The 20,570-nt window shown below is 44.2% G+C and carries 28 protein-coding genes; 11 read left to right on the top strand and 17 right to left on the bottom strand.

Annotated features, from left to right (window positions below):
* The first annotated feature begins 102 nt into the window (after positions 1 to 102).
* Positions 103 to 1,329 (top strand): nucleoside recognition domain-containing protein, encoded by a 1,227-nt coding sequence (locus MHH50_RS13345; protein WP_340034421.1) that lies wholly within the window; start codon positions 103 to 105, stop codon positions 1,327 to 1,329.
* Here MHH50_RS13345 and coaD read toward each other — a convergent pair.
* From coaD to MHH50_RS13305, 8 genes are all read right to left on the bottom strand, one after another.
* Positions 1,307 to 1,819, bottom strand: coding sequence for a pantetheine-phosphate adenylyltransferase (coaD, locus tag MHH50_RS13340; RefSeq protein ID WP_076126111.1), 513 nt, complete (start codon positions 1,817 to 1,819; stop codon positions 1,307 to 1,309). The genes MHH50_RS13345 and coaD overlap by 23 nt on opposite strands.
* Positions 1,803 to 2,411, bottom strand: a complete 609-nt coding sequence (gene rsmD, locus MHH50_RS13335; protein WP_076280756.1) for a 16S rRNA (guanine(966)-N(2))-methyltransferase RsmD — start codon at positions 2,409 to 2,411, stop codon at positions 1,803 to 1,805. The genes coaD and rsmD overlap by 17 nt, the downstream gene beginning before the upstream one ends.
* A gap of 362 nt (positions 2,412 to 2,773) precedes the next feature.
* A complete protein-coding gene (locus tag MHH50_RS13330) occupies positions 2,774 to 3,730 on the bottom strand; it encodes an alpha/beta hydrolase (RefSeq protein WP_076280757.1) in 957 nt (318 codons plus the stop codon).
* A gap of 229 nt (positions 3,731 to 3,959) precedes the next feature.
* The gene (locus MHH50_RS13325) at positions 3,960 to 4,064 is read right to left on the bottom strand and encodes a sporulation protein YjcZ (RefSeq protein ID WP_111503812.1); all 105 of its coding nucleotides are present in this window, start codon (positions 4,062 to 4,064) and stop codon (positions 3,960 to 3,962) included.
* A gap of 123 nt (positions 4,065 to 4,187) precedes the next feature.
* Complete coding sequence (locus MHH50_RS13320) at positions 4,188 to 4,610, bottom strand: hypothetical protein (RefSeq protein WP_076126105.1); 423 nt, start codon at positions 4,608 to 4,610, stop codon at positions 4,188 to 4,190.
* Between the two features lie 112 nt (positions 4,611 to 4,722).
* Positions 4,723 to 5,007, bottom strand: a complete 285-nt coding sequence (locus MHH50_RS13315; RefSeq protein WP_076126104.1) for a holin — start codon at positions 5,005 to 5,007, stop codon at positions 4,723 to 4,725.
* A 20-nt stretch (positions 5,008 to 5,027) separates the two neighbouring features.
* Positions 5,028 to 5,837, bottom strand: a complete 810-nt coding sequence (locus MHH50_RS13310; RefSeq protein WP_076279068.1) for a glycoside hydrolase family 73 protein — start codon at positions 5,835 to 5,837, stop codon at positions 5,028 to 5,030.
* A 991-nt stretch (positions 5,838 to 6,828) separates the two neighbouring features.
* Entirely contained in the window at positions 6,829 to 7,437 is a 609-nt protein-coding gene (locus MHH50_RS13305) for a pentapeptide repeat-containing protein (protein WP_076126101.1), read from the bottom strand.
* Positions 7,438 to 7,560: 123 nt separating this feature from the next.
* On the opposite strand from MHH50_RS13305, the gene MHH50_RS13300 reads away from it, so the two are divergent.
* Positions 7,561 to 7,941, top strand: a complete 381-nt coding sequence (locus MHH50_RS13300; protein ID WP_340034420.1) for a PilZ domain-containing protein — start codon at positions 7,561 to 7,563, stop codon at positions 7,939 to 7,941.
* Positions 7,942 to 8,055: 114 nt separating this feature from the next.
* Here MHH50_RS13300 and MHH50_RS13295 read toward each other — a convergent pair whose 3' ends face one another.
* The 5 genes from MHH50_RS13295 to MHH50_RS13275 are packed head-to-tail and all read right to left on the bottom strand — an operon-like array spanning position 8,056 to position 11,565.
* Positions 8,056 to 8,784: a hypothetical protein gene (locus MHH50_RS13295; protein WP_340034419.1), complete on the bottom strand. Its 729-nt coding sequence runs from the start codon at positions 8,782 to 8,784 to the stop codon at positions 8,056 to 8,058.
* Complete coding sequence (locus MHH50_RS13290; RefSeq protein ID WP_076126093.1) at positions 8,778 to 9,479, bottom strand: ABC transporter ATP-binding protein; 702 nt, start codon at positions 9,477 to 9,479, stop codon at positions 8,778 to 8,780. Before MHH50_RS13290 ends, MHH50_RS13295 begins: the two co-directional genes overlap by 7 nt.
* 13 nt (positions 9,480 to 9,492) lie before the next feature.
* Positions 9,493 to 9,867, bottom strand: coding sequence for a GntR family transcriptional regulator (locus tag MHH50_RS13285; RefSeq protein ID WP_076101764.1), 375 nt, complete (start codon positions 9,865 to 9,867; stop codon positions 9,493 to 9,495).
* 2 nt (positions 9,868 to 9,869) lie between these two features.
* Complete coding sequence (locus MHH50_RS13280; RefSeq protein WP_076301870.1) at positions 9,870 to 10,616, bottom strand: ABC transporter permease; 747 nt, start codon at positions 10,614 to 10,616, stop codon at positions 9,870 to 9,872.
* The gene (locus MHH50_RS13275) at positions 10,609 to 11,565 is read right to left on the bottom strand and encodes an ABC transporter ATP-binding protein (protein ID WP_312147778.1); all 957 of its coding nucleotides are present in this window, start codon (positions 11,563 to 11,565) and stop codon (positions 10,609 to 10,611) included. The genes MHH50_RS13280 and MHH50_RS13275 overlap by 8 nt, the downstream gene beginning before the upstream one ends.
* 195 nt (positions 11,566 to 11,760) lie before the next feature.
* Here MHH50_RS13275 and MHH50_RS13270 point away from each other — a divergent pair, with 195 nt between their 5' ends.
* The 3 genes from MHH50_RS13270 (at position 11,761) to MHH50_RS13260 (ending at position 13,593) form a co-directional block, all read left to right on the top strand.
* The gene (locus tag MHH50_RS13270) at positions 11,761 to 12,132 is read left to right on the top strand and encodes a hypothetical protein (protein ID WP_076126089.1); all 372 of its coding nucleotides are present in this window, start codon (positions 11,761 to 11,763) and stop codon (positions 12,130 to 12,132) included.
* 151 nt (positions 12,133 to 12,283) lie between these two features.
* Entirely contained in the window at positions 12,284 to 12,655 is a 372-nt protein-coding gene (locus MHH50_RS13265) for a hypothetical protein (RefSeq protein ID WP_076126088.1), read from the top strand.
* Positions 12,656 to 12,756: 101 nt separating this feature from the next.
* The gene (locus MHH50_RS13260) at positions 12,757 to 13,593 is read left to right on the top strand and encodes a sulfurtransferase (protein ID WP_312147781.1); all 837 of its coding nucleotides are present in this window, start codon (positions 12,757 to 12,759) and stop codon (positions 13,591 to 13,593) included.
* Between the two features lie 209 nt (positions 13,594 to 13,802).
* On the opposite strand, the gene MHH50_RS13255 is transcribed toward MHH50_RS13260, so the two are convergent.
* Positions 13,803 to 14,495: a Crp/Fnr family transcriptional regulator gene (locus MHH50_RS13255; RefSeq protein WP_076126085.1), complete on the bottom strand. Its 693-nt coding sequence runs from the start codon at positions 14,493 to 14,495 to the stop codon at positions 13,803 to 13,805.
* A gap of 171 nt (positions 14,496 to 14,666) precedes the next feature.
* On the opposite strand from MHH50_RS13255, the gene MHH50_RS13250 reads away from it, so the two are divergent.
* From MHH50_RS13250 to MHH50_RS13225, 6 genes are all read left to right on the top strand, one after another.
* Positions 14,667 to 15,005 (top strand): cupin domain-containing protein, encoded by a 339-nt coding sequence (locus tag MHH50_RS13250; RefSeq protein WP_076126083.1) that lies wholly within the window; start codon positions 14,667 to 14,669, stop codon positions 15,003 to 15,005.
* 16 nt (positions 15,006 to 15,021) lie between these two features.
* Complete coding sequence (locus tag MHH50_RS13245) at positions 15,022 to 15,369, top strand: cupin domain-containing protein (protein WP_076189939.1); 348 nt, start codon at positions 15,022 to 15,024, stop codon at positions 15,367 to 15,369.
* 13 nt (positions 15,370 to 15,382) lie between these two features.
* A complete protein-coding gene (locus MHH50_RS13240) occupies positions 15,383 to 16,138 on the top strand; it encodes a class I SAM-dependent methyltransferase (RefSeq protein WP_076126079.1) in 756 nt (251 codons plus the stop codon).
* Positions 16,139 to 16,263: 125 nt separating this feature from the next.
* The gene (locus MHH50_RS13235) at positions 16,264 to 17,283 is read left to right on the top strand and encodes an MqnA/MqnD/SBP family protein (RefSeq protein ID WP_076189937.1); all 1,020 of its coding nucleotides are present in this window, start codon (positions 16,264 to 16,266) and stop codon (positions 17,281 to 17,283) included.
* The gene (locus MHH50_RS13230; protein WP_076310436.1) at positions 17,255 to 18,013 is read left to right on the top strand and encodes an ABC transporter permease subunit; all 759 of its coding nucleotides are present in this window, start codon (positions 17,255 to 17,257) and stop codon (positions 18,011 to 18,013) included. The genes MHH50_RS13235 and MHH50_RS13230 overlap by 29 nt, the downstream gene beginning before the upstream one ends.
* 15 nt (positions 18,014 to 18,028) lie before the next feature.
* Positions 18,029 to 18,736 carry an ABC transporter ATP-binding protein gene (locus tag MHH50_RS13225; RefSeq protein WP_076280763.1) on the top strand — a complete coding sequence of 236 codons (708 nt, stop codon included), beginning with the start codon at positions 18,029 to 18,031 and terminating at the stop codon, positions 18,734 to 18,736.
* Positions 18,737 to 18,852: 116 nt separating this feature from the next.
* On the opposite strand, the gene MHH50_RS13220 is transcribed toward MHH50_RS13225, so the two are convergent.
* The 3 genes from MHH50_RS13220 to MHH50_RS13210 all read right to left on the bottom strand — a co-directional run bounded on the left by MHH50_RS13220 (position 18,853) and on the right by MHH50_RS13210 (position 20,544).
* On the bottom strand, positions 18,853 to 19,320 hold the full coding sequence (locus MHH50_RS13220) for a hypothetical protein (RefSeq protein WP_076279073.1): 468 nt from the start codon (positions 19,318 to 19,320) through the stop codon (positions 18,853 to 18,855).
* Between the two features lie 466 nt (positions 19,321 to 19,786).
* Positions 19,787 to 20,245 (bottom strand): hypothetical protein, encoded by a 459-nt coding sequence (locus MHH50_RS13215; RefSeq protein ID WP_076126068.1) that lies wholly within the window; start codon positions 20,243 to 20,245, stop codon positions 19,787 to 19,789.
* A 113-nt stretch (positions 20,246 to 20,358) separates the two neighbouring features.
* Positions 20,359 to 20,544 (bottom strand): hypothetical protein, encoded by a 186-nt coding sequence (locus tag MHH50_RS13210; protein ID WP_312147790.1) that lies wholly within the window; start codon positions 20,542 to 20,544, stop codon positions 20,359 to 20,361.
* Positions 20,545 to 20,570: the final 26 nt, after the last annotated feature.

Here is a 20,570-nt window from a genome sequence, read left to right as displayed (position 1 = left end):
TCATTACCGCTTCGACTAGTGGTTTGGCATGATGGTTGTCTACTCTGCATAAATTGATAACACATCGTCCATGCCTTAAGTTATGAAGAGGTGATCTGAGAAATGAAAAATATTCAAATACGCCGACTAGCTACACGCTCCACACCATTTATACCCGGGATTATGGCAATCTTGACAGCCATTGCAATTATTATCTCACCGGAGAGCTCCTTTGAGGCTTCACTCCAAGGATTGAAGCTTTGGTGGACACTCGTATTCCCTGCCCTGCTCCCCTTCCTGATGCTGTCAGAGATGCTTACCGCCTCGGGTTTCGTGCATGGTTTCGGAGTGCTTCTGGAGCCATTGATGAAAAAGGTCTTTCGTCTGCCCGGTGCCAGCGGCTGGACCTTGGCACTCGGAATCACAGCCGGATTCCCCGGTGGAGCTGGAGGGGTCATGCAGCTACACAAGCAGAACAGCATTTCTGACAAGGAAGCTGCCCGACTTGCCGCACTTACACACTTCGCCAGCCCGGTAACCATACTTATAGTAATTGGCATAGCTTTTCTACACAGTACTTCAGCAGGTTATTTCCTATTGGCCATCCACTGGATCTCTGGACTTCTAGCCAGCTATACCGATGCTCTATTAAAGGGGCGGTCAGCGAACACGAAACCAGTTGATAAGATCTCCACGGACACCAAACAGCCTTCTTTATATAGTCGCGTTCAGCTTGCAGCAACAGATGCCAGAGCAAAAGACGGACGCAGCTTCGGCAAGCTTCTCGGCGAGTCCGTCGCTAATGCCGTGCAAAGTCTGATGGTCGTGGGCGGTTACATGATTATGTTCGCTGTAGTCATCAATATCATCACTACTGTACTTCCCGCATTGCCAGCTGCTCTGCCAGCAAGCTTGCTGGAAATTCATTTAGGCGCCGACGCAATCAGCAAAGGGCTAGCAAGCATAGGAACAGGTCCCTCTAGTATGTTTGGGATAGCTTTGCTGTCTGCTGCGCTGGGCTGGAGCGGACTCTGTGCGCAACTACAGGTGCTGACCATGCTCAAACAAGCCAGAGTCAGATTTCTACCCTACGCTACGGTTCGTCTGATGCATGGACTTTATGCTTTTCTGTTAACTTTATTGCTCTGGAAACCATTGCTGGCTATCCCTAAAGCTGCTTTACCAGCACTTGCAGACTCACGCCCGACTCCAAGCGGCACCCTTAATGTAACGGACATATGGAGCTCTTTTCCACAGCTGCTAAGTCTGCAAGCCCTTCTGCTCATCATCCTGTTGGGATTATCTGCTGGAACGTATCTAGTAAGTACTATTCGCCATCGGCTCGGTTAAATTTACGCTTCATCGCTTGTTCAACCTCAGGCGTCACAAAATCAGTCACATTCCCGCCGAAGTGGGCGATTTCTTTAACAACGCTGGAACTTAAGTAGGAATATTTCGGATTAGTCATCATAAAAATCGTTTCTGCATCGGGATCCAGGCTATGGTTGATCGATGCGTTTTGCAGCTCATATTCAAAGTCAGTAACGGTACGGATACCCCGAACAATGACTTGAGCATCTTTTTGACGAACATAATTCACTAACAGATCACGGAAGCTGTCAATTTCCACATTGGGAATATCAGCGGTCGCCTGTCTTAATAGCTCTGTCCGTTCATCAACAGTAAACAGCGGGTTTTTACTCAAATTATTAAGCACCGTTACAATCAAACGGTCGAATTGCTTGGATGCGCGCCGAATAATATCCATATGTCCCATAGTCACGGGATCAAAGGTACCTGGATAAATGGCAACACGTTCTTTTCTAATTTGCTGACTCATTCTCTACCTCCTCACCAGCTTCACTTTCCTCTGCAGGATTAGTTTCATACTGGTAAATAGAAATTGTCGTTTCTCCGTATACGGCCTGACGCAGCCTATAAAATCCTGGAATCTCTTCAGGATAGGCATAACTTGATTCATGCTCCAGAACAATAATTGCGTCCTCTTGCAGCATTCCTTTTTCGATCATCATAAGCATAAGCTCATCTCCATGCTTCAAGCGATAGGGAGGATCCAAAAAGACCAAATCAAAAATTTTCCCCCGCTTCTCCAACGCACTTAGCGCTCTCCCAGCTTCATTACGGTACACCTGCGCTTGTTCTTCCAGCTTAGTAGCCTTCAGATTGGCGCGGATCGTGTCGATACTTTTAGGATCCATATCAACAAATACGCCGCTTTCCATCCCTCTGCTTAAGGCTTCGATCCCCAACCCCCCAGTACCGGCGAACAAATCCAGCACCACTCCACCTTCGAAATATGGGCCTATCATGCTAAATACAGCTTCCTTCACCTTATCGGTCGTAGGCCTTGTCCCACTTCCCGGAACACTCTTCAGTGGCCTTCCTTTTGCACTTCCCGATACCACTCTCACTGTTATTCACCCGCTCTATATCTCTGTTTGTTATGCCCAAAAGGGCATAAGTCCACGCCTATCGTAACACATTTGCGCGATGAAATAAAAAATTTGTCTAGATATGAAATAAGAAGGCGAAACAGCTTATTCAGAGAAATAAGTCATCTTAATGTATAAGATTGGACTTCCAGGGACATCATGTAATTATCGACACCACAAATGTCGTAGACAACCGCGGAGCAGGCTTACGTTTCCCCATAAGCTCTTCGTCCGGTTTCTCCTCTCCCATGAAAGGGGCCCTCGAAAGAGGGCCCCGAATTTATGTTTAACGGTATTATAAGCACGAAAAGACTACCTTTCGGCAGCCTTTTCAGCAACAACTATTTCACAAATCTTCCGATAAACTCAGAAACTACGCTCTCATACTTAACCGGATCCATGCGGAAAGCTTCTCCGTGACCCGCATTAGGAACGATGTAAAGCTCCTTCTCGACCGGACTATTTTCATATACCGTATGAACCATTTCCGTAGGAACAAAAGTATCATTATCGCCATGAATAAACAGAGTTGGCGTTTTAGATTTCTTCACCTGTTCTAAGGCCGAGGCTTCACTAAAGGAATAACCTGCCCGGATCTTTGTTAGCATACTGGTCGTATCTACAATTGGAAAGGCGGGGAGATGGTACATTCTTTTTAATTGAAAGGTAAGCTCGTCCTTCACTGAGGTATAGCCGCAATCTTCCACAATTGCTTTAACATTAGCTGGTAAATCCTCACCGCTTGTCATCATTACGGTAGCTCCCCCCATGGAAACACCGTGCAGTATGATCTGTGTATCCTCACCGTTTGCTTTCAGAACGTTCTGTATCCACTTCAGGTAATCCTTACGTTCTGGCCATCCAAATCCGATATAGTCACCCTCACTTTCTCCATGTCCTCTGGCATCCGGCAGCAAAATATTATATCCAAGTCTCTCATAATACATTCTGGCATAACCGCTCATTTGAGTTGCATTTCCAGCATAGCCATGAGCAATAATCACTGTCTTATCGGAATGTTCAGGAGCAGCTAAATAGTACGCTTTAAGCTGTATTCCGTCATCAGAATTCATTTCCCATCTATCAAAGCTCTGGGTATCCCACCACTCTTGGTCTGCCTTCGAGGTATCTTTAGATTGTTCTACCTCTGGACTGGACTGCAGGTCAGGGCTTTCATTTAAGAAGTCCTTTGAAGCACGTGCAATAGCAACATGATAGAAATAAAAGCTTCCCACAGTTACAACAATGATTAAAAGTACAATAACAGAAGAAATTCCGATCATCATTTTTTTCTTCAAACTAGCTCTCTCCTAAATAAAATTTAACAGTATTAATCTATGTTATCAGATTAAGATAACATGTATATTTGAATATTCAAAATCATAGTATTGTAAACTCATGTTATTCACTACGTGATTAGTATTCTTTTAACTTATTATTTTATATTACCTTAATGGACAAAATATCTACAAAAAAAAAGCCCCAAGTCGGCAAAATGCCAACATGGAGCTCTGCTATTTTAGTGATTTAGAATATGCATGCGCTTGTAATAATTACTAATAAGATGAACAAAACTAAGATTGCGCCTGTAGAAGTAAAAGCACCACCAACATGACCATATTCAGCACCCATGAGAAGACCTCCTCCGTATTTAGAATACATCATAAGATATGTAATGATCCCCTTAGAAGATTGGGCGTTCAGTTAAAAAAAAAGACCTCTACTGGGCTACCAGCGAGGTTAAAGGCTCTACAATTAATCAGAAACTAAAATACCATCAAAGCTTTCTGGGCCCACACGTACTGTACCGAGAAGATTAGAAGAAACAAATGCTGTATAAGTGAGCTGAGGTGTGATGGCTGGTAAGAAATCCGCTGCTGAAAAGGTTATTACTTGCGGAGCCAATATACTAAGAGCAAAAGTTGAAGTAGCAGAATACACTTTTGGATCAGTAGCCAAGGTTCCTCTTACAATCGTGATTGTGATACCCACTAACGCTAGCGGAAGCGTCACTGATATCGTTCCTTTAAGGAGAACACGTGGATTGGTAGTCACTCCAGCCGTTAACAACCCAATCTGTCCAAAAAGCTGCGGCGTGTTAAGTACCGTAATAGGAATAGATATAGAGTTGGCGAGGCTGGCATTTTGAGATGTTCTAGCATCAAGGTAAGTTCCCATCGTTGCACCCCCTTTATAAATTGGCATACCATAATATATTAGTGTTCTCGATAGAATGCATAGCCACATTACCAGTGTAAAACGATTGTTTTATAAAACTCATAGGCAAGATCTATTTATCATCTTTTTTCGTCCCCTCCCTTTTATTAAAAGCTAGTTCAAACAAACCGGTCGCTGATAGTCCCGCAAGCCCCCCCGCCCAGAGTCGCAGAATCAGATTCATATCAGTGAACGGATAGGCAACTGCTCCAACCAGCAAGCCAATAGCCAACCCCACTACTGGCACAATGTTCCGCGGAAGTTCAATGCTATTCTTCACAAGTTGTACAAGTGCCATTACAAAAACAGCTAGGACTGAAGCAAAGGCAAGCACACTGTTGAGAGCATCGTTATACATGTTTTTTAATCCTCCTTATTTCATTTTTTACTTCCTGTTACAAGTAAACCTGCACGGTTCAGCACCGTTAATATGCGATAGAAATCGTAACTGCCACCCGATGGAGTATCGAGAAGTCCTGCCGCAGTCGCTGCTTTCACAGCCGCCTCAGCCCATGCAGGGACATTCATGACTGCCCGATTTTCAATGAATGTCACCTGATCCGTAAGCTTATTAATCGACTGCCCCTGTTCTTGCACACCTGTTTTCAGCGTATCCCTGCTATCTGTAAGAGCTGCTATAAGAGCACGCAGTTCCTTTACTTCCGATTCTAGACTAACAAGCTTTTGCTTATCCTCTGCTGACATCTCATCATCTCCTCCCATGGATTTGTCGTCATATTGATACAGATTATAGGTATTCATAATTTGAATCAGCTTAGCTGCATAGTTCGGATCAGTAGCGTAACCAGCTGCGGCAATCTCTTGTGCGGCCACCTTGCCACTCGCACCGAGAACCTTGCTGTAAAGGTTGCGATTCCATGAGACTCCATTCACAATCAAGTCGGAATGATCCGCGATAGATTCTCCCCAGTTGTTATAGGCTCGAAAAGGGGCATTCACTTTAACAGCTTTACCGTTAATATATTCGGTAGTTTGTACAGTAATGCTGCCAGCAGGTCCACTTCCTTTGATCCCAAACAAATTATTCGCTTTCACAGTCAATCCACTGCTGCCCCAGCCTGACTCCAGAGCCGCTTGAGCAATGGTTAACGAAGCAGGAACCTTAGTGAGCTGCATGTCCTTTACAGCAAAATTCGCAATCTTCGCTATAAACTCGCCTTCTGTCATCTCATCACATCCTCTCCGTTTATTAAATGCGAGGCATCATAAAATGACTGTGCTTATCCCCTTCTAACATTGTGTTTTTACTAGATTCGTTTCCAACTCGGCAACAAAAAAAAGCCATCCCATTACCCATGAAATGACTGCTGCAGTAGCCTCAATGATCTGAACATCTAACTTCCTAATTACATCTCATTCGCTTACGAATCATCTATTGGACTCAGCTGACCTTATACGCAGCGTTAGCTCACTTTTTGGATATTAACGGACACCACAGCCGTAATTGGCACCAAAAACATTCAATAACAGGCTCTTCATATAGAATAATGTCTCTGAGGTCCGAAACCATGCTAAAAAGGATAAAAACATGCTAATAACGTCATCCGGGTCCTAAAGCTTCAATAGACTGAATATGACTCGGCGGTGTAAAAGCAGCCAAACAACGATCCCAAAAAAAGGAGTAGTAGTTCTCCTATTATTAGAGAACTACTACTCCTTTGTCTTTCATGACATCGACCACTGCTATCCACTATGACGTAGAGCGTCTATGTAAAATGGAAGGGTGCACTTCTCGGTAGCTCAAGCGGTGCCTTAGGTCCTGCATAATGCATCCTCAACTCCTTTCACCCGGACAATATGTAATTATTAGTAAATCTAGCTTGTGAATCCCGTAGAATTAGCGTAATATATAGTAATAATTTACTATATAGGAGGGTCTAACAGACTATGCCTTCATATTATTTTAAAGAAGTATGGACACCCTTACGCTGGGTAGGTATAAAGTTTTTTCGTGATGATGATGGATTCTTATGGATTAAATGGTGGACAAAACCCAGAAAACGGTTACGTTAACGCATACTATTACATATGCCATAATACATAGGTTCAGCAGTTAGAATACTCATAATAATCTGCGCTGCCACCCCCTCCGCTTCAAGCATTTGATTTGCTAGCGGAGGTCTTTATGATCCACGCTAGCAACTGATGCGTCCGTTTACTAATTCCCTACTTTTGCCCCAAATGAACGTGCCAAGAGTACCGCCTGTTCAATATCCATCCGCACTCCCTGCAGATCCAGACTCTTTAAATCAATTCCTTCAACAATCGCTTCCCGCATATCCGCTCCCTTAAGTTTGCATTGAGACAATTGTACACGGCTCAAATCCGCTCCGCGCAAGTCACTTTTTTGCAAATTACAGCCCATTAAATCCGCTTCTGTAAATCGAATCCCTCGCAGATCCTGTCTGCTTAGATTAGTATGTCTTAGGTTCGTGTACGACCAGTCCCCTCCGAGTAGAGAGATTCCGTCCAAATATGCATTTGAGAAATCCGATCCTACCATCTTGCAATCTTCGAATTTAGATACAAACAGGTTCGCTCCCGTAAATTTACAATTGGTAAACGCTGAACCTTTATGGTGAGACGCATTAAGCATGGCTCCAGTAAAATCACAATCAATAAATCGGCAGCCAATAGAGTTCATCTCTTCCATAGAAGTGCCTTTGAAGGAGCATTGCTCGAATGTGCAGTTATTTAACTCACCATCCTGCAAGCTTCCTTGATCAAAATTGTGATTACGGAACGTTTCATTAAGGTATTGGTACATATAAATCTCATCACCTTCATCAGTATTAAAAAAATTAATTCTTAATTAAAAATAGCACTTTAGTAGATTGTTCTCAACATTCCCTTTCGATATAATAGCAAATAAACAATGGGGAGGAAAATTATGGATGTGTCCAGCAGGAAAGAACCATTCCGTTATGTTATGAACCATCCGCTTGAATGCTGGATTGAAGTTCCGCTTAACAATTCCGGTCCAGGTGCTGGAAAGTTAACAGAGGCTGTATTACTCGATCTTAGCCGTTCGGGTTGTAAGGTACGTACTCCTTTGAATCTTCGATTCACTGCAAGAGATACTAGGCTTATTATTCATCTTCAATTAAATGAAGAGAAGCTTCAGCTCTTATGCAGCGTCCGGTGGGGTTGGATGTTTGGGCTGGGCCAATATCAATATGGAGTTAAATTCCGCTTGGACGAAAATGAGGAAAAACGCCTAATAAGAGAGCTTGAAACATGGACCGCCACCCTTCGGGTTGAAGGTCTGTAGAACTTACCCTAACAGATGCCCTTCACTTAGAAGGACGTCTTTTTTTTGCACAAAAACGAAGACAAAGCTAAATCGCTCTGCCTCCGTTCAAAAAACTATTCCGCCAAGTTGTGGCTAGACGTCCACTCTTTTATTAACTAACTTGATGATGACCGCTATAAGAAGAACTGCTATCACCGCTTCAAACAGAAGAGGAGCTAGATTCAAATGACCCTGTATAAGCTGTATCCCATTTGCGGTATCCATCTCATCTATGACCTCGAACTGGAATACACTTTCCCAAGCAGTGAAGTTACTTTTGAAAATAAAATACTCCAAATAGAATATTCCATTCTGTAACAAATACGCAGTGGCCAGCCCAATCCATACTCGCCCCTTAAATTTCACACTTCGTGCAACCGTAATGGAGACCATCAAGGTAAGCATGATATAACCGGCAAACCAATACGCCTGCAAGAGAACTAACAATCCCACTTTCCAGAAATTCTCCGGAAGAAATGAGGAGGGATACATTGAAAGATACACACCAAAATGGATCAAAGCTATTAAAATAATACCCAGCATTAGAGCTAAATAGAGCACTAACGGAGAAAGGACTGTGTTCAAAGTTCTTACGGGCACTAGGCGACGATTATAGGAATTTATATTGTTAAAAAAGGTTTTTGCTGCCATGACAAGAAAGATCAGTCCTGCAATAACATAAGCTATTCCGTTCAAAGTAAACCGTTCATAGTCATGCAGTTTGGTAAATCCTAACCCAATCTGTGCCAGAATTATGATTACAAAAACTGCAAGAAACTTATCCCTATCCCGTCTAAAATCATACTTCACTAGCTTTAGCATTCTGCGTACACCTCTCTGAACAGTTCGTCAATACTTTTGCCATGGCGTAGCCGAATATCCTCCACCGCAGTATGCATCAGAATTTCTCCTTCTTTTATAAAAATCACATCATCAAAGATCCGCTCAATATCCGATACTAAATGGGTTGATAAGAGAATGGTACTGTCCTCTTCATAAAACTCTACTAACGCGTTAAGAATTTTTGTTCTAGCTACCGGATCTACACCACCAATGGGTTCATCCAGCAAATAAAGGCTAGCTCGGCGTGATAGGGCAAGTGTAAGCTGTAAACGTTCGTTCATCCCTTTGGACAGGTCCTTTACCTTATCTTGCGCTCTTAGTTTCATAAACTCCAACATTCGCGAGGCTTTAGTCTGATCAAAATCCGGATAGAAGTCAGTTTGGAATTTCAGAGCATCGGAAACACTCATCCAGGATTCTGTAAGCGGCTTATCAGGCATAAACGACACCACCGCTTTACTTTCTGTTCCTACAGAACCCCCAATGACAGATACACGACCAGAGGTAGGTTGTGTCAGTCCAGCGATGATTTTCATAAGTGTACTTTTGCCGCTGCCGTTACTGCCCAGCAGTCCTGTGATCTTACCCGCACTCAGATTAAAAGATACCTTGTGGAGGGCATGCTTGGATCTATATTTTTTTGTAACTTCATGAACCTCAAGTATATTCCCCAACTTGTTTATCCCCCTATTCTTTATCCTTGTTACGGATATTCTCCGCAACCGCCGCTAAAATATCTTCGCCTTGAAAGCCAAGATCCTGCATACCACGAATGAAACGATCTAGCACATCTTTGGCCATTTCTTTTTTGATGGTCAGGATAGTACCTTCATTACTTGTGACGTATCTTCCCATTCCACGCCGGGTTTCCACGATTTCTTCACGCTCCAGTTCCTGAAAAGTTCTTTGCACCGTATTCGGATTAATCTGCAGTTCACTGGCAAGTTCTCGTACTGAGAGTATTTTATCTCCCGGTTTCAGCTTGCCTGTGACGATTTCACCTTTGATGTAATTCATGATCTGTATATAAATCGGCAGGTTGTTATCGAATTCGATTGTCATGATTAAGCAACATCCCTTCGTCTAAAGACGGAGAAACCTACGAGAAGAAAGACAGCTGTGTATAAGACAAGCATCACGATAGAAAAGGTCAGTGTCATTCCAGGCATAGGTGCTCCTCCACCTTCATAAGCAGATAAATTTAAGTTTGGAAACAGAACATATTTGTAAAAATCACGAGAAATAATCAATTTGTCTATCATTAACGCAAACATAGTAGCCCCAATCGTTACTCCCGTTGAAGTGGTCAATATCCCCAGCATAAAAGCAAGTGTTCCATACACAACCGTACTAACGAGATTATACAATAGGTTTGTAAGCATCTCACTCATACCCGCTTCTCCACCACTTAGTCCAAACCACAAAGCTCCTGTTCCAAAAACGGCTATACCTCCGATGACAGTCAAAGTCAAAGCATAGAACAGTACAACCACATATTTGGATGCGAGGATTGCTGTACGGCTTCTGGCGCGGATAAGCAGGAACTTGATGGTTCCTTGACTATACTCTTTTGAGACAATACCTGCTGTTCCGATAATCGCAAGAATTGTAATCACTTGCCCAATCCCTTGGGAAAGCAGCATCATTGCTGAAAAATCATAAGCTGATTCAAACAGGCCAGGTGAGACAGAATGAACTATATAACCTAACAGCAGGGATAATAGAATTAATATCAGATATGGCATAAAAAATGTGCGTTTTTTTGAGAGCTTGAGCCATTCATTCACAATCAGATTATTAAAGTTACGCAATGCGGTTTCCTCCTGTCCATTTCAAGAAATCTTCCTCAAGACTTTGTTTATTCTCCGTAATCCGAAAAATCCCCACAGCTTCATCACTAAAAGTAGATACAAGCTCCGGTACTCTGCTATCAAGCAGACTTACTGTCACTTCAGATCGCGTGCTATCCATAGAGATCAATTCCGCATAATCCAAGCGCTCCAAGATATTTATAGCGGATTCGATTGATCCTACACGGATGGTGAGCTTCACTTGTGCGGTTGCTTCCTGCTCCTCACCAATCGTAGTTACGGTCACCAGCTTACCATTCTGGATCACAATAGCCCGATGGCATATTTGTTCAATTTCAGTAAGTAAATGGCTGGAAATCAGAATAGAAATGCCTTCCACTTCGGCGATGGTACGCATATAATCACGCATTTCCCGTATTCCGGCCGGATCAAGTCCGTTCGTAGGCTCATCTAAAATCAATAACTTCGGCCGATTGAGAAGCGCCTGAGCAATCCCAAGACGTTGGCGCATCCCCAGCGAATAAGCCTTTACTTTTTTATTCATCGCTTCTTGAAGTCCTACCAGTTCTACAACCTCATCTATTCTGCCAGCCTCAATGTTATCCGTCATTCTTTGGTACTGCTTCAGATTATCAAGTCCAGTCATATAGGGATAAAACTCTGGATTTTCAATTATCGCACCGATATGGCCAATCGCCTGCTTAAAATCCTTTTTCACACTGTGGCCTTGGATAATCACATCGCCTTCGCTCATCCTTATTAAACCCGTCATCATTCGAATCGTTGTGGTCTTTCCTGCACCGTTTGGACCTAGCAATCCAACAATTTCACCCTTACGGATATCAAATGTCAGCTTATCCACAATTGGTCTTCCTTTGATGATCTTACTTACCTCATTCATTTGCAGAACGATTGAATCTTGCATTTCTACACCACTCCCCTGTTTCATGCGAATCCTCCCTGCCAACTAATGTATTGTTCATTTTTTATATTGTGTCAGTGTCATAGTTAAATAGTACACTAATATATTGTTGGAGTAAAGCCCAAAATAATAAATTCATGCAAATAAGGGCTTTCTATTAGACTTTCAGCCAAGCCAAAAAGTTATATGAACATAGATTAGATAACAAAGGAGGAATTACAAATGAAAAAAGAAGTTCACATTTCTCAGACTTTCCCTCGCTTGACCGTGTACGATGAAGAAAACTTCAATGGACGCCGTAGAGTATATACTGGCAACCTGGGTATTCGTAATACGGACAACATCCTCGATGGTATTGAGAGCCTTCGGTTCTTCTCTACTAGCAGCAATGCTACACTGGTACTCTTCACAAGAACCCGGTTTAGAGGAAATTTCCGTGTTCTTCGCGGGAACCGCAACATTAGGGATCTGGATGATTTCATTTCAGGTAATGACGTGGAATCCATTATTTCTACTAACCAACGCTTAACCCTCGAACAAATCCGTAATATCCGCAGCAGCGGTAACTTGCCTTCGGGATATCGTTTGATCTAACAACTGCTTACAACAACAAAAAGGAGTAATCCGGAGCCTAGCGCCCAGGTCACTCCTTTTTCCAGTCGAAAATACCGCATTCATTTATGGTAAATCTGGCGGCGAGTTGTCGAAAACGACTGTTCGTCAATCGAACTTGGAGGGATTAACCATGATTACAAAAAAAGTAACATCTGTAATATATCCTAGGCTAAGAGTGTTTAGTGAGGAGAACTTTCGGGGGCTTCGCAGAACTCTTCGCGGCAACCTGGGCATTGCAGATATAGATTCAGTCCTTACAGGAATAGAAAGCTTGCGCTTCTTCTCCACAAATCCGAACGCTACGCTTGTGTTATTCGATCGTTCTGCCTTCCGCGATAATTTCGTCATTTTGCGTGGTAACCGCAGCATCCGCGAACTGGACGACTTTCTGCGAAGAGGAGATGTCGAATCGCTCATTTCAAGCAATCAACGGCTGACCCCGGCGCAGGTTCGCACCATTCAACGTACCGGCAGCTTGCCATCAGGATATCGTTTGATCTAATTCAATGAGGACGCAGTTTAAGCCATAAGCTTAAGGTGCGCCCTCTTTTATTTTCCGCTATAATGACTCCATACATATTAAACAGGAAAGAAGGCTACTTTATGGAACCGATCGTTTCTACTCGATGGCTGCTTGCTCGGTTATACGAGCCTGAACTTGTTATAGTTGATTGCCGTTTTTTACTTACTGACCCGGAAGCTGGACGTAAAGCCTATACAGAAGATCATATTCCCGGAGCAGTTTATCTACATCTGGAAGAACAGCTCTCCGCTCCAGTAAGCGCACACGGTGGACGCCACCCACTGCCTGAGATCTCGAAGCTAACCACCGTTCTTAGCAAGGTTGGCATTAACAGAGATAGCATTGTCGTTGCTTATGATGATCAAGGCGGTGCCTACGCTTCCCGTCTGTGGTGGATGCTTAAATATTTGGGGCATGAACGTGTGTTTGTAATGGATGAAGGCTACTCTGTTTGGAAAAATGGTAAGTTTCCCGTCAGTGATCATCAAGCCGTGCGAATTCCTAGCCAGTATGAAGCAGATGTTCAGAAGAAGATGCTTGTTAGCATGGAAGATGTGCAAAATGTAGTTAACGACGGTGGTGCACTATTGATGGATTCCCGCGAGTCCCGCCGCTATGAAGGACTTGAAGAACCCATTGATCCGAAGGCAGGTCATATTCCCGGAGCGATCAATAAGTTCTGGAAGGATGTACTGGATGAGCAAGGGCGCTGGAAATCAACTGAGGTGCTGAAAGAGCATTATGAAGGAATTGATCCTGAGCAAGAAATTATCGTGTACTGTGGTTCAGGCGTAAGTGCCTGCCCAAATGTGCTCGCGCTAGGCAAAGCCGGGTACAAGAATGTGAAGCTGTATGCAGGAAGCTGGAGTGATTGGATTTCATATGAGGAGAATCCGGTGGCTACTGGAGGAGAGTAAAATACAAGAGCCCGCGTTCGACGCGGGCTCTTGTATTTATGAGTAACTACGATAGATAGCTAAAATCAACAAATCAAAACTCAAGTCAACAGTTAGCTAACTTTAACTACCTCTTTTATGCTGTTTAGATCGGTCAAATCCTTTCCCAATGCGCTTTCTAGCTGATTATTCCCTCTGTTTACTCCTTTACTATGTTTGGAGAAATTATTCTAAAAATCGCTGATCCGCAGCTGATTCTCCGCGTCCAACAGCTCGAATTGATTTCGATTAAACCGGATCAGCCCGTCCTGTGCCATTCGCTGCAGCTCTCTGGACAAGGCGCTGCGGTCAACAGTCAAATAATCAGCCAGGTCGCTGCGGGTAAACGGAATTTCAAAACAGGCGGAATTGTTTTTTTTGGTCTGGAGGGCCAAATAATGCAGGATACGGTCCCGCAGCGATTTGTGGGAGACCAGATCCAGCTTTTGATAGATAGACCGGTTGTTCTCAAGCAGCAGGGCCAACATATTCTCAATGATCCGTCCCCTTAAATGGCAAGTGTCCTGGCCGGGCCGGACGATTTTATTTATTTTGATAAACAGAATCCGGCATTCCGATCCCGCCACCGCTTCATAGCCGCTGTGCTCTTGGACAAGGCGAAGCGCCGTTTCGCCAAAGATTTCTCCATCCCCGAGTTCCGAGAAAATAAATCTCATGCCTGAGATATTATCTTTGCACAGCAAAACATTGCCATGGATAATAATGCCCACCGAATCCAGAATATCGTCTTTTCTAAAAACAACCTCCTTCCGCGCAAAATCCTTGATTGTGCCCTGCAGGCAGCTCAGTGCTTGCTGCACCTCCCGGTCCGCGAATCCCTTAAACAAAGTGGTGCTCTGTATCCTGCTCAGATATTTCTGCAATTTTCTCAGCCTCCTGTTGCCATGGCAACAGAGTCATGATGAATACTCTGCTACAATAAAATAAATGAGAATAATTCTCATTAGTCATTCTCATTATATCAAATTGCAGGAATCATTCAATCAAGCAATTTGGAAATAATCAAAACACTGTACTTTGAACAGGGGGATCGTATGAGTGGAATTACAGCAGGCAAGGTATTTTTCTTAACAGATATGATCAGCGTCAAGCCGCACCGGATTGCGAGCCGAACGCTGTCATTGCCCGTAGCTGCAGCCGAAACAGCAGCACAACCGGAATGGGTATTGTATGCCATGGATCAGGAGGAGACTATCAGTTCGGAGACCTCCCCCAAATCTAAAATCATCCATGTGCTGGAAGGCGAGCTTCATCTGCTGGTGGCGGCAGAGCCCTATCAATTGACAGCCGGCGCATCTGTTATCGTCCCAGCGGGCACATGGCATGATTATTCCGCCCACAGCAGCTGCAAATTTTTGCAAATCAGTATATAAAACGGAGGTATTCAAAATGGAAACAGGTTTATTTATTAAAAAACTGCCGCAATCCGCAGTCATAGATTTGAAAGAAATCATCACAATAGAGGAACAGCAGGTTTCCAGTCTGACCCTTGTACAGCGGCCAAATCTGGCAATGACCTTACTTTCGCTGGATAAAGGCTCGTCGATTGGGGGCCATTCTTCCCCGGGCGATGCCATGGTCAACATTTTGTCCGGGCAAGCGGAAATTACAATTGGAGAAGATAACTACACAGTTCATGCGGGGGAGACCCTAGTTATGCCGGCCAATATTCCGCATGCCCTATACGCAACAGAAGCGTTTCAGATGCTTCTGGTTGTAGTCAAGCCGGATAAGTAATGGGGTGAATGCGATGAAAAAGGAAGTAGGCCATAATTTTTTGGCGCGGCTGGGAAAAAAACGTTTGCGGCCCGGCGGCGTTGCAGCAACCAACTGGCTGATCCAGCAAGCCAATCTGAGTACGGACAGCCAGGTTTTGGAGGTAGCCTGCAATATGTGCACCACCTCCATTCAACTGGCCGGGAAATACCACTGTCAAATTACCGGCATTGATATGGACCCGCGGGCGCTGGAAAAAGCAAACCGAAATATTAAAAATGCCAATCTGGAAAACTATATCCATGTCCGGCAAGGCAATGCGATGAAGCTCCCTTTTGAGAATGAGAGCTTTGACGTTGTCATTAATGAAGCCATGCTCACGATGCTTAACCAGCCTGCGAAGGAAAAGGCAGTCGCCGAATACTATCGGGTACTAAAGCCTGGCGGCATTCTGCTAACACATGATATTACCTTTGCCAAGGAAAATATGGAAGAACATCTAGCCGAGCTTCGCCGCACCATTCACATCAATGTCGAGCCGCTGTCTGTTGGGCATTGGGCGGGATTGTTCCACTCCGCAGGCTTTAAGCAAGTAGACAATGCTACCGGTCCCATGTCCTTAATGAGTATCAATGGACTCATTCGCGATGAAGGGGTTATCGGGGCGCTGCGTATTGTGAAAAACGGGCTCAAGAAAGAGAACCGGGAACAGTTCAAAAAGATGTATACCTTTTTTAATACGACGGGTAAAGATCTGAATTATATTGCCGTTTGCAGCAGCAAAAAATAGTTGGGCGCAGGCCTATCATGTCTTATGATAGGTTTTTATTTTCACTGTAATTGAGAATAATTATCAATAAAATTCATTAACATTACCATCTAGCTGTCAAAATAACCGCTTGAAAGGAACTCACGATGAAAGCTAAATCTGTTTATGCCTTGTGCCTCAGTTTACTGTTAAGTTTATTTTTTATGTTAAGTGCATGTTCGCAACAAAAAAATGAAAATTCGCCCAAATCCGCCGCTCCCTCCGCTGGCCCGGCAGAAACACTGAATATCACGGTCGGCGGCCCTCCTTCTCCGCCTTCTCTGCCTATTCTGAGGCTAATTGAATCCAAGGCATTGGGAGAATCGGTCAACATCGAGTTCAAAACCTGGGAGTCCATCGACACGCTGACCGCGCTGGCTAAGGACAATCAAGTAAGCTTCTTAGCTCTGCCACTGAACAATGCCGTCGTGATGTATAACAAGGGAATGGATCTTTCCTTGATGAATGTGAATACCTGGTCAGTGATGAGCATGATTACAACAGATCCGTCCATCCAGAGCTGGGCGGATCTTAAAGGAAAAACGCTGTATGTGCCTATGAAATCCTCGCCTGTCGATTATATTACGCAGACCTTTTTGAAGCATAACGGACTGGAGCCAGGGAAAGACATCACATTGCATTACACCCAGCTGGCTGAGGGAGCTCAGCTGTTGTTATCCGGCAAGGCCTCCACAATTGTGAGCATTCAGCCGCAAATTACCGCGATACAAATGAAAAATGATCAGGTGCGCTCGATCGTGGATTACAAAAAGGAATGGCAGCAGGTTACCAAATTAAACACCGATCTGCCCAACGCCGGACTCGCAACCAAGCAGTCAGTAATTGCCAGCCAGCCGGAACTGGTCGCCCGCTTCCAGGAAGAATATCAAAAAGCGCTGCAATGGACGCTGGACAACCCCAAAGAGGCGGCTCAGTTGGCCAACAAGTATTTCAAGCTGGATGCCGGTGTGGTTGAGAAAGCGATTCCGCATATGGCGCTGGATTTCGCCTCCGCTTCCGAGAGCAAAGAGGTTCTGTCAACGTATTACCAGACGCTAATGAATTACAGCAAGGACAGCATTGGAGGCAAGCTTCCCGATGAACAGTTCTATTATCAGCCTAAGTAAAAAAGCCATATCCCTGTTGGGCATTGCCTTGCTGTGGCAGCTTGTAGCTATGCAGATGGACCCTTTTGTCCTGCCTGGCCCGCTGGAGACGATGCGCACGGTCCTGAGCTATTTCGGTGATCCGGAGTTTTATTATGCAGTTTATCGCACGCTGCTCAAGCTGCTGATCGGCATGGTCTGCGTTCTGCTGCTGGGCGGCTGTCTGGGGCTGCTGCTTGGACTTTATCCGCGTTGGAAGCCTTATCTGGAACCAGTCATCGATATAATGCAATCCGTGCCGCCGATCGCCTGGCTGGGCATCGCGATCATTTGGTTTGGGCTTACGGATCTGCCTGCAATTTTTATTATCGTGTTGTCCACTACACCGGTTTTGGTGGTCAATCTGTACGAGGGATTTGCGGCGATCGATGGCAAATTGATGCGGATGGCCAAGGTCTATCATGTGCCCGGCAATAAGATTCTCCGGCATATCATATTGCCTTCGCTCAAAAGTTATCTGAAATCAGGCATGATCACCTCAGCGGGACTGGGCTGGAAGCTGGCCGTAATGGCGGAGCTGTTGACCTCCGTCGACGGGATCGGCAGCCTGCTGTCCGATGCCAGAACAAATCTGGAGACCGATCGTGTGTTTGCCCTGGCGTTGTTTATGGCTATTTTCTGGAATGTGATCAAATCTTGCATTACATTTCTGTTCCGCAGCAGGGTAAGCCTGCCGACGCATTTTGAATAAATAAGGGTGGGGCTTATGCTTATTACACTACAAGAAGTTTCCAAACGCTATTCGGGAGTTCCAATCCTGGAAAAAATCAGTCTTGAAATCCAGATGCCGAAAATCATTTGTATTCTAGGCCCTTCAGGTGCGGGAAAGACAACGTTGCTGAATATCCTGTCACAGTCCGAAAGCGCCGATTCCGGCAGGGTCACTGTGCATCCAGAGCTAAAGCTGTCCTATGTCTTTCAAGAGGATTGTTTGCTGCCGTGGTCTACAGTTGGTGAGAATATCAGCTTTGTTAAGGAGGCTTCTCCGACCTCTGCGTCGGAAATCGAAGCATTTTTGGAAGAGGTCGGGCTTGCTGCCTACAAGAATCATTATCCTCATCAGCTGTCAGGAGGCATGCGGCAGCGCTGCTCCCTTGCCCGCGCTTTTTATCACGGCGGAAATATGCTGCTGATGGACGAGCCTTTTCACTCCCTGGACTATCATCTGCGGTTTGATTTAGTTCAGAAATTAATCGCATTGTGGGAGCGCAAGAAATGCGCCATCGTTTTTGTTACGCATGATATTGATGAAGCCCTGCTGTTGGGGGATGAAATTATGATCTTGTCCCGACATCCGGGCAGGATTGTAAAAATTATTGAAATTGATACTCCACAGCGCAGCCGTTCGCTGAAAGAGCTGAGCCTGCTGAAGATTCGCGCCGAAATTCTGGAGCAGCTGCTGACGGCACAGTAATTGCCTGAATGATGCAGAGCATTTCAAAAACAGGTATATAGAAAACGCGAGTCTGGGCGGCATTGCCCTGAACTCGCGTTTTTGTGCTAAGTGATTCGGTTATGTATTTCTAGCGCCTATTTTGCCGGGTATCGTTTCAACTGCTGCTCAAACACGGTATTATAGTAAAATTTTCGCGGATAGGTATCCTCCTTCAACACCTTGTAAAGCACGGATTGACCTTCTTCATAACGGACCGCAAATTCACATTCATCATAAAAACGCCGGGACAGCTCACGGATATTGTCTTTCTCGGACGAACAGCGCCATCCGAAATAAATCATGTCTAGCTGGTCCAGCGGATCACGGTAAGTGTCGAGGATAATACAAGCGTTTGGTTGCTCTGGATTGCTGTAAACGAGCACATGTCCGGTGTGAACAGGGTTGGCAAAAAAATGTTCATAAATCTCCGCAACGGGTACTGTAATACCCAATTGATCCATGATGATCTGAAAATTCGGGTGCGGAATATAGGTATCACTCTGCTCATCCGGGTACTCCACCAATTCTGTAATGGATGCCATGACCCCAAATTCATACTTCATATAAACATCCTTCCTGTTGATTGCTTGAAAAATATCCCTATGCTTGCTATGATAACAAAATTATTAGGATGAGAGGCGATTTTCATGAAAAAAAAGCTGCGTTCTATCACGCTCAGGAAACTGGAATACAGCTATATATTGGGCATGAGAATCCATGACGAACGGAGTCTGCTTGAATTAAAGATTTATCATAAAAAATGTAAAGCTCCACCCCCTCCGCATCCAACTCCTAACATGGGATGATCCTATTGCCGGTTGTCCGCTAAATACAGGCTATCTGCTGCAAAACCATAAAAAGGGTTTTGAAGATGTCTATAATCTAAATCATCCACAGCGTATCCGCGAATGGATCGAATATGGAACGGCTAAAGGCTGGGACGGCACCCGGACAATAGAGATCATAAATGGATTGGATGCTATGCAGGAAATGGGCTATGATATTACTTCATTGCGCACCTCTATATAATCAGTCGAAAACCTGTTCCAGTGCTTGCGGATAATAAGGGCTGATAATTTTATAGGCATTCAAGTGAGGATTGCTTAAATCATTATCATAAATGATCATATGCTGTCTGCTTTTTAAAATAATATCAAATCGTTGCTTGCAGTCAGCCTGAACTATCGTAATATAATAGCTGAAGTTTTTGTCAGAACTGACATTTCGGGCCGATTTCATTAATTGAACATGAGAGAAATCAGCAAAAATCCGCTCAATAACAGCAGGATCAGTTATAATGATGTCTTTCTTTTCACCGGGAACTGAAGACAATCGCGAGATTTCTAGAGAGGCGATTTCTTCCAAACGGATGGTATTGGCTACGATTCGTTTAAACGAAGTATAGCGGCTTGCTGTATAGGCCATCAAAGAGACACCTACCCCTGTCAGAAGCGCACCGACAAGCATATATTTTCTATTTTTATCCATTTCCCCATTCCTCCCAGTAATACGATTAAGTAAACTACAATTATAAAACTATATAGACACCGGTGCAAATTCAGAAACATAAAGTTCAAACGGTACAAAAGGGCGGCGAGCTCCTAATCCTCAAGCTCGTCCAGCTTCGCTTCCAATTCAGCCAGCTTACGATTCGCTTGATCCAATATTTCTTGAAGCTTTGCAGCTTCTGCTCGTTTTATTTCTTTTTTAACGGCCTTAATCTGCTGCTCCAAATAAAGAATATCGGCTTCATTTCCTGAGTTGTTCCAGATCTGTGAGTAAGTCATAGTTAGCCTCCGTTTATCTATGTCGA

Origin of the sequence: Paenibacillus sp. FSL H3-0302 (assembly GCF_037982245.1) — a bacterium.
Lineage (GTDB): Bacteria > Bacillota > Bacilli > Paenibacillales > Paenibacillaceae > Paenibacillus_AQ > Paenibacillus_AQ odorifer.
The sequence above is the reverse complement of the archived record's forward strand: the minus strand, read 5'-3'. Positions and strand labels throughout refer to the sequence as shown.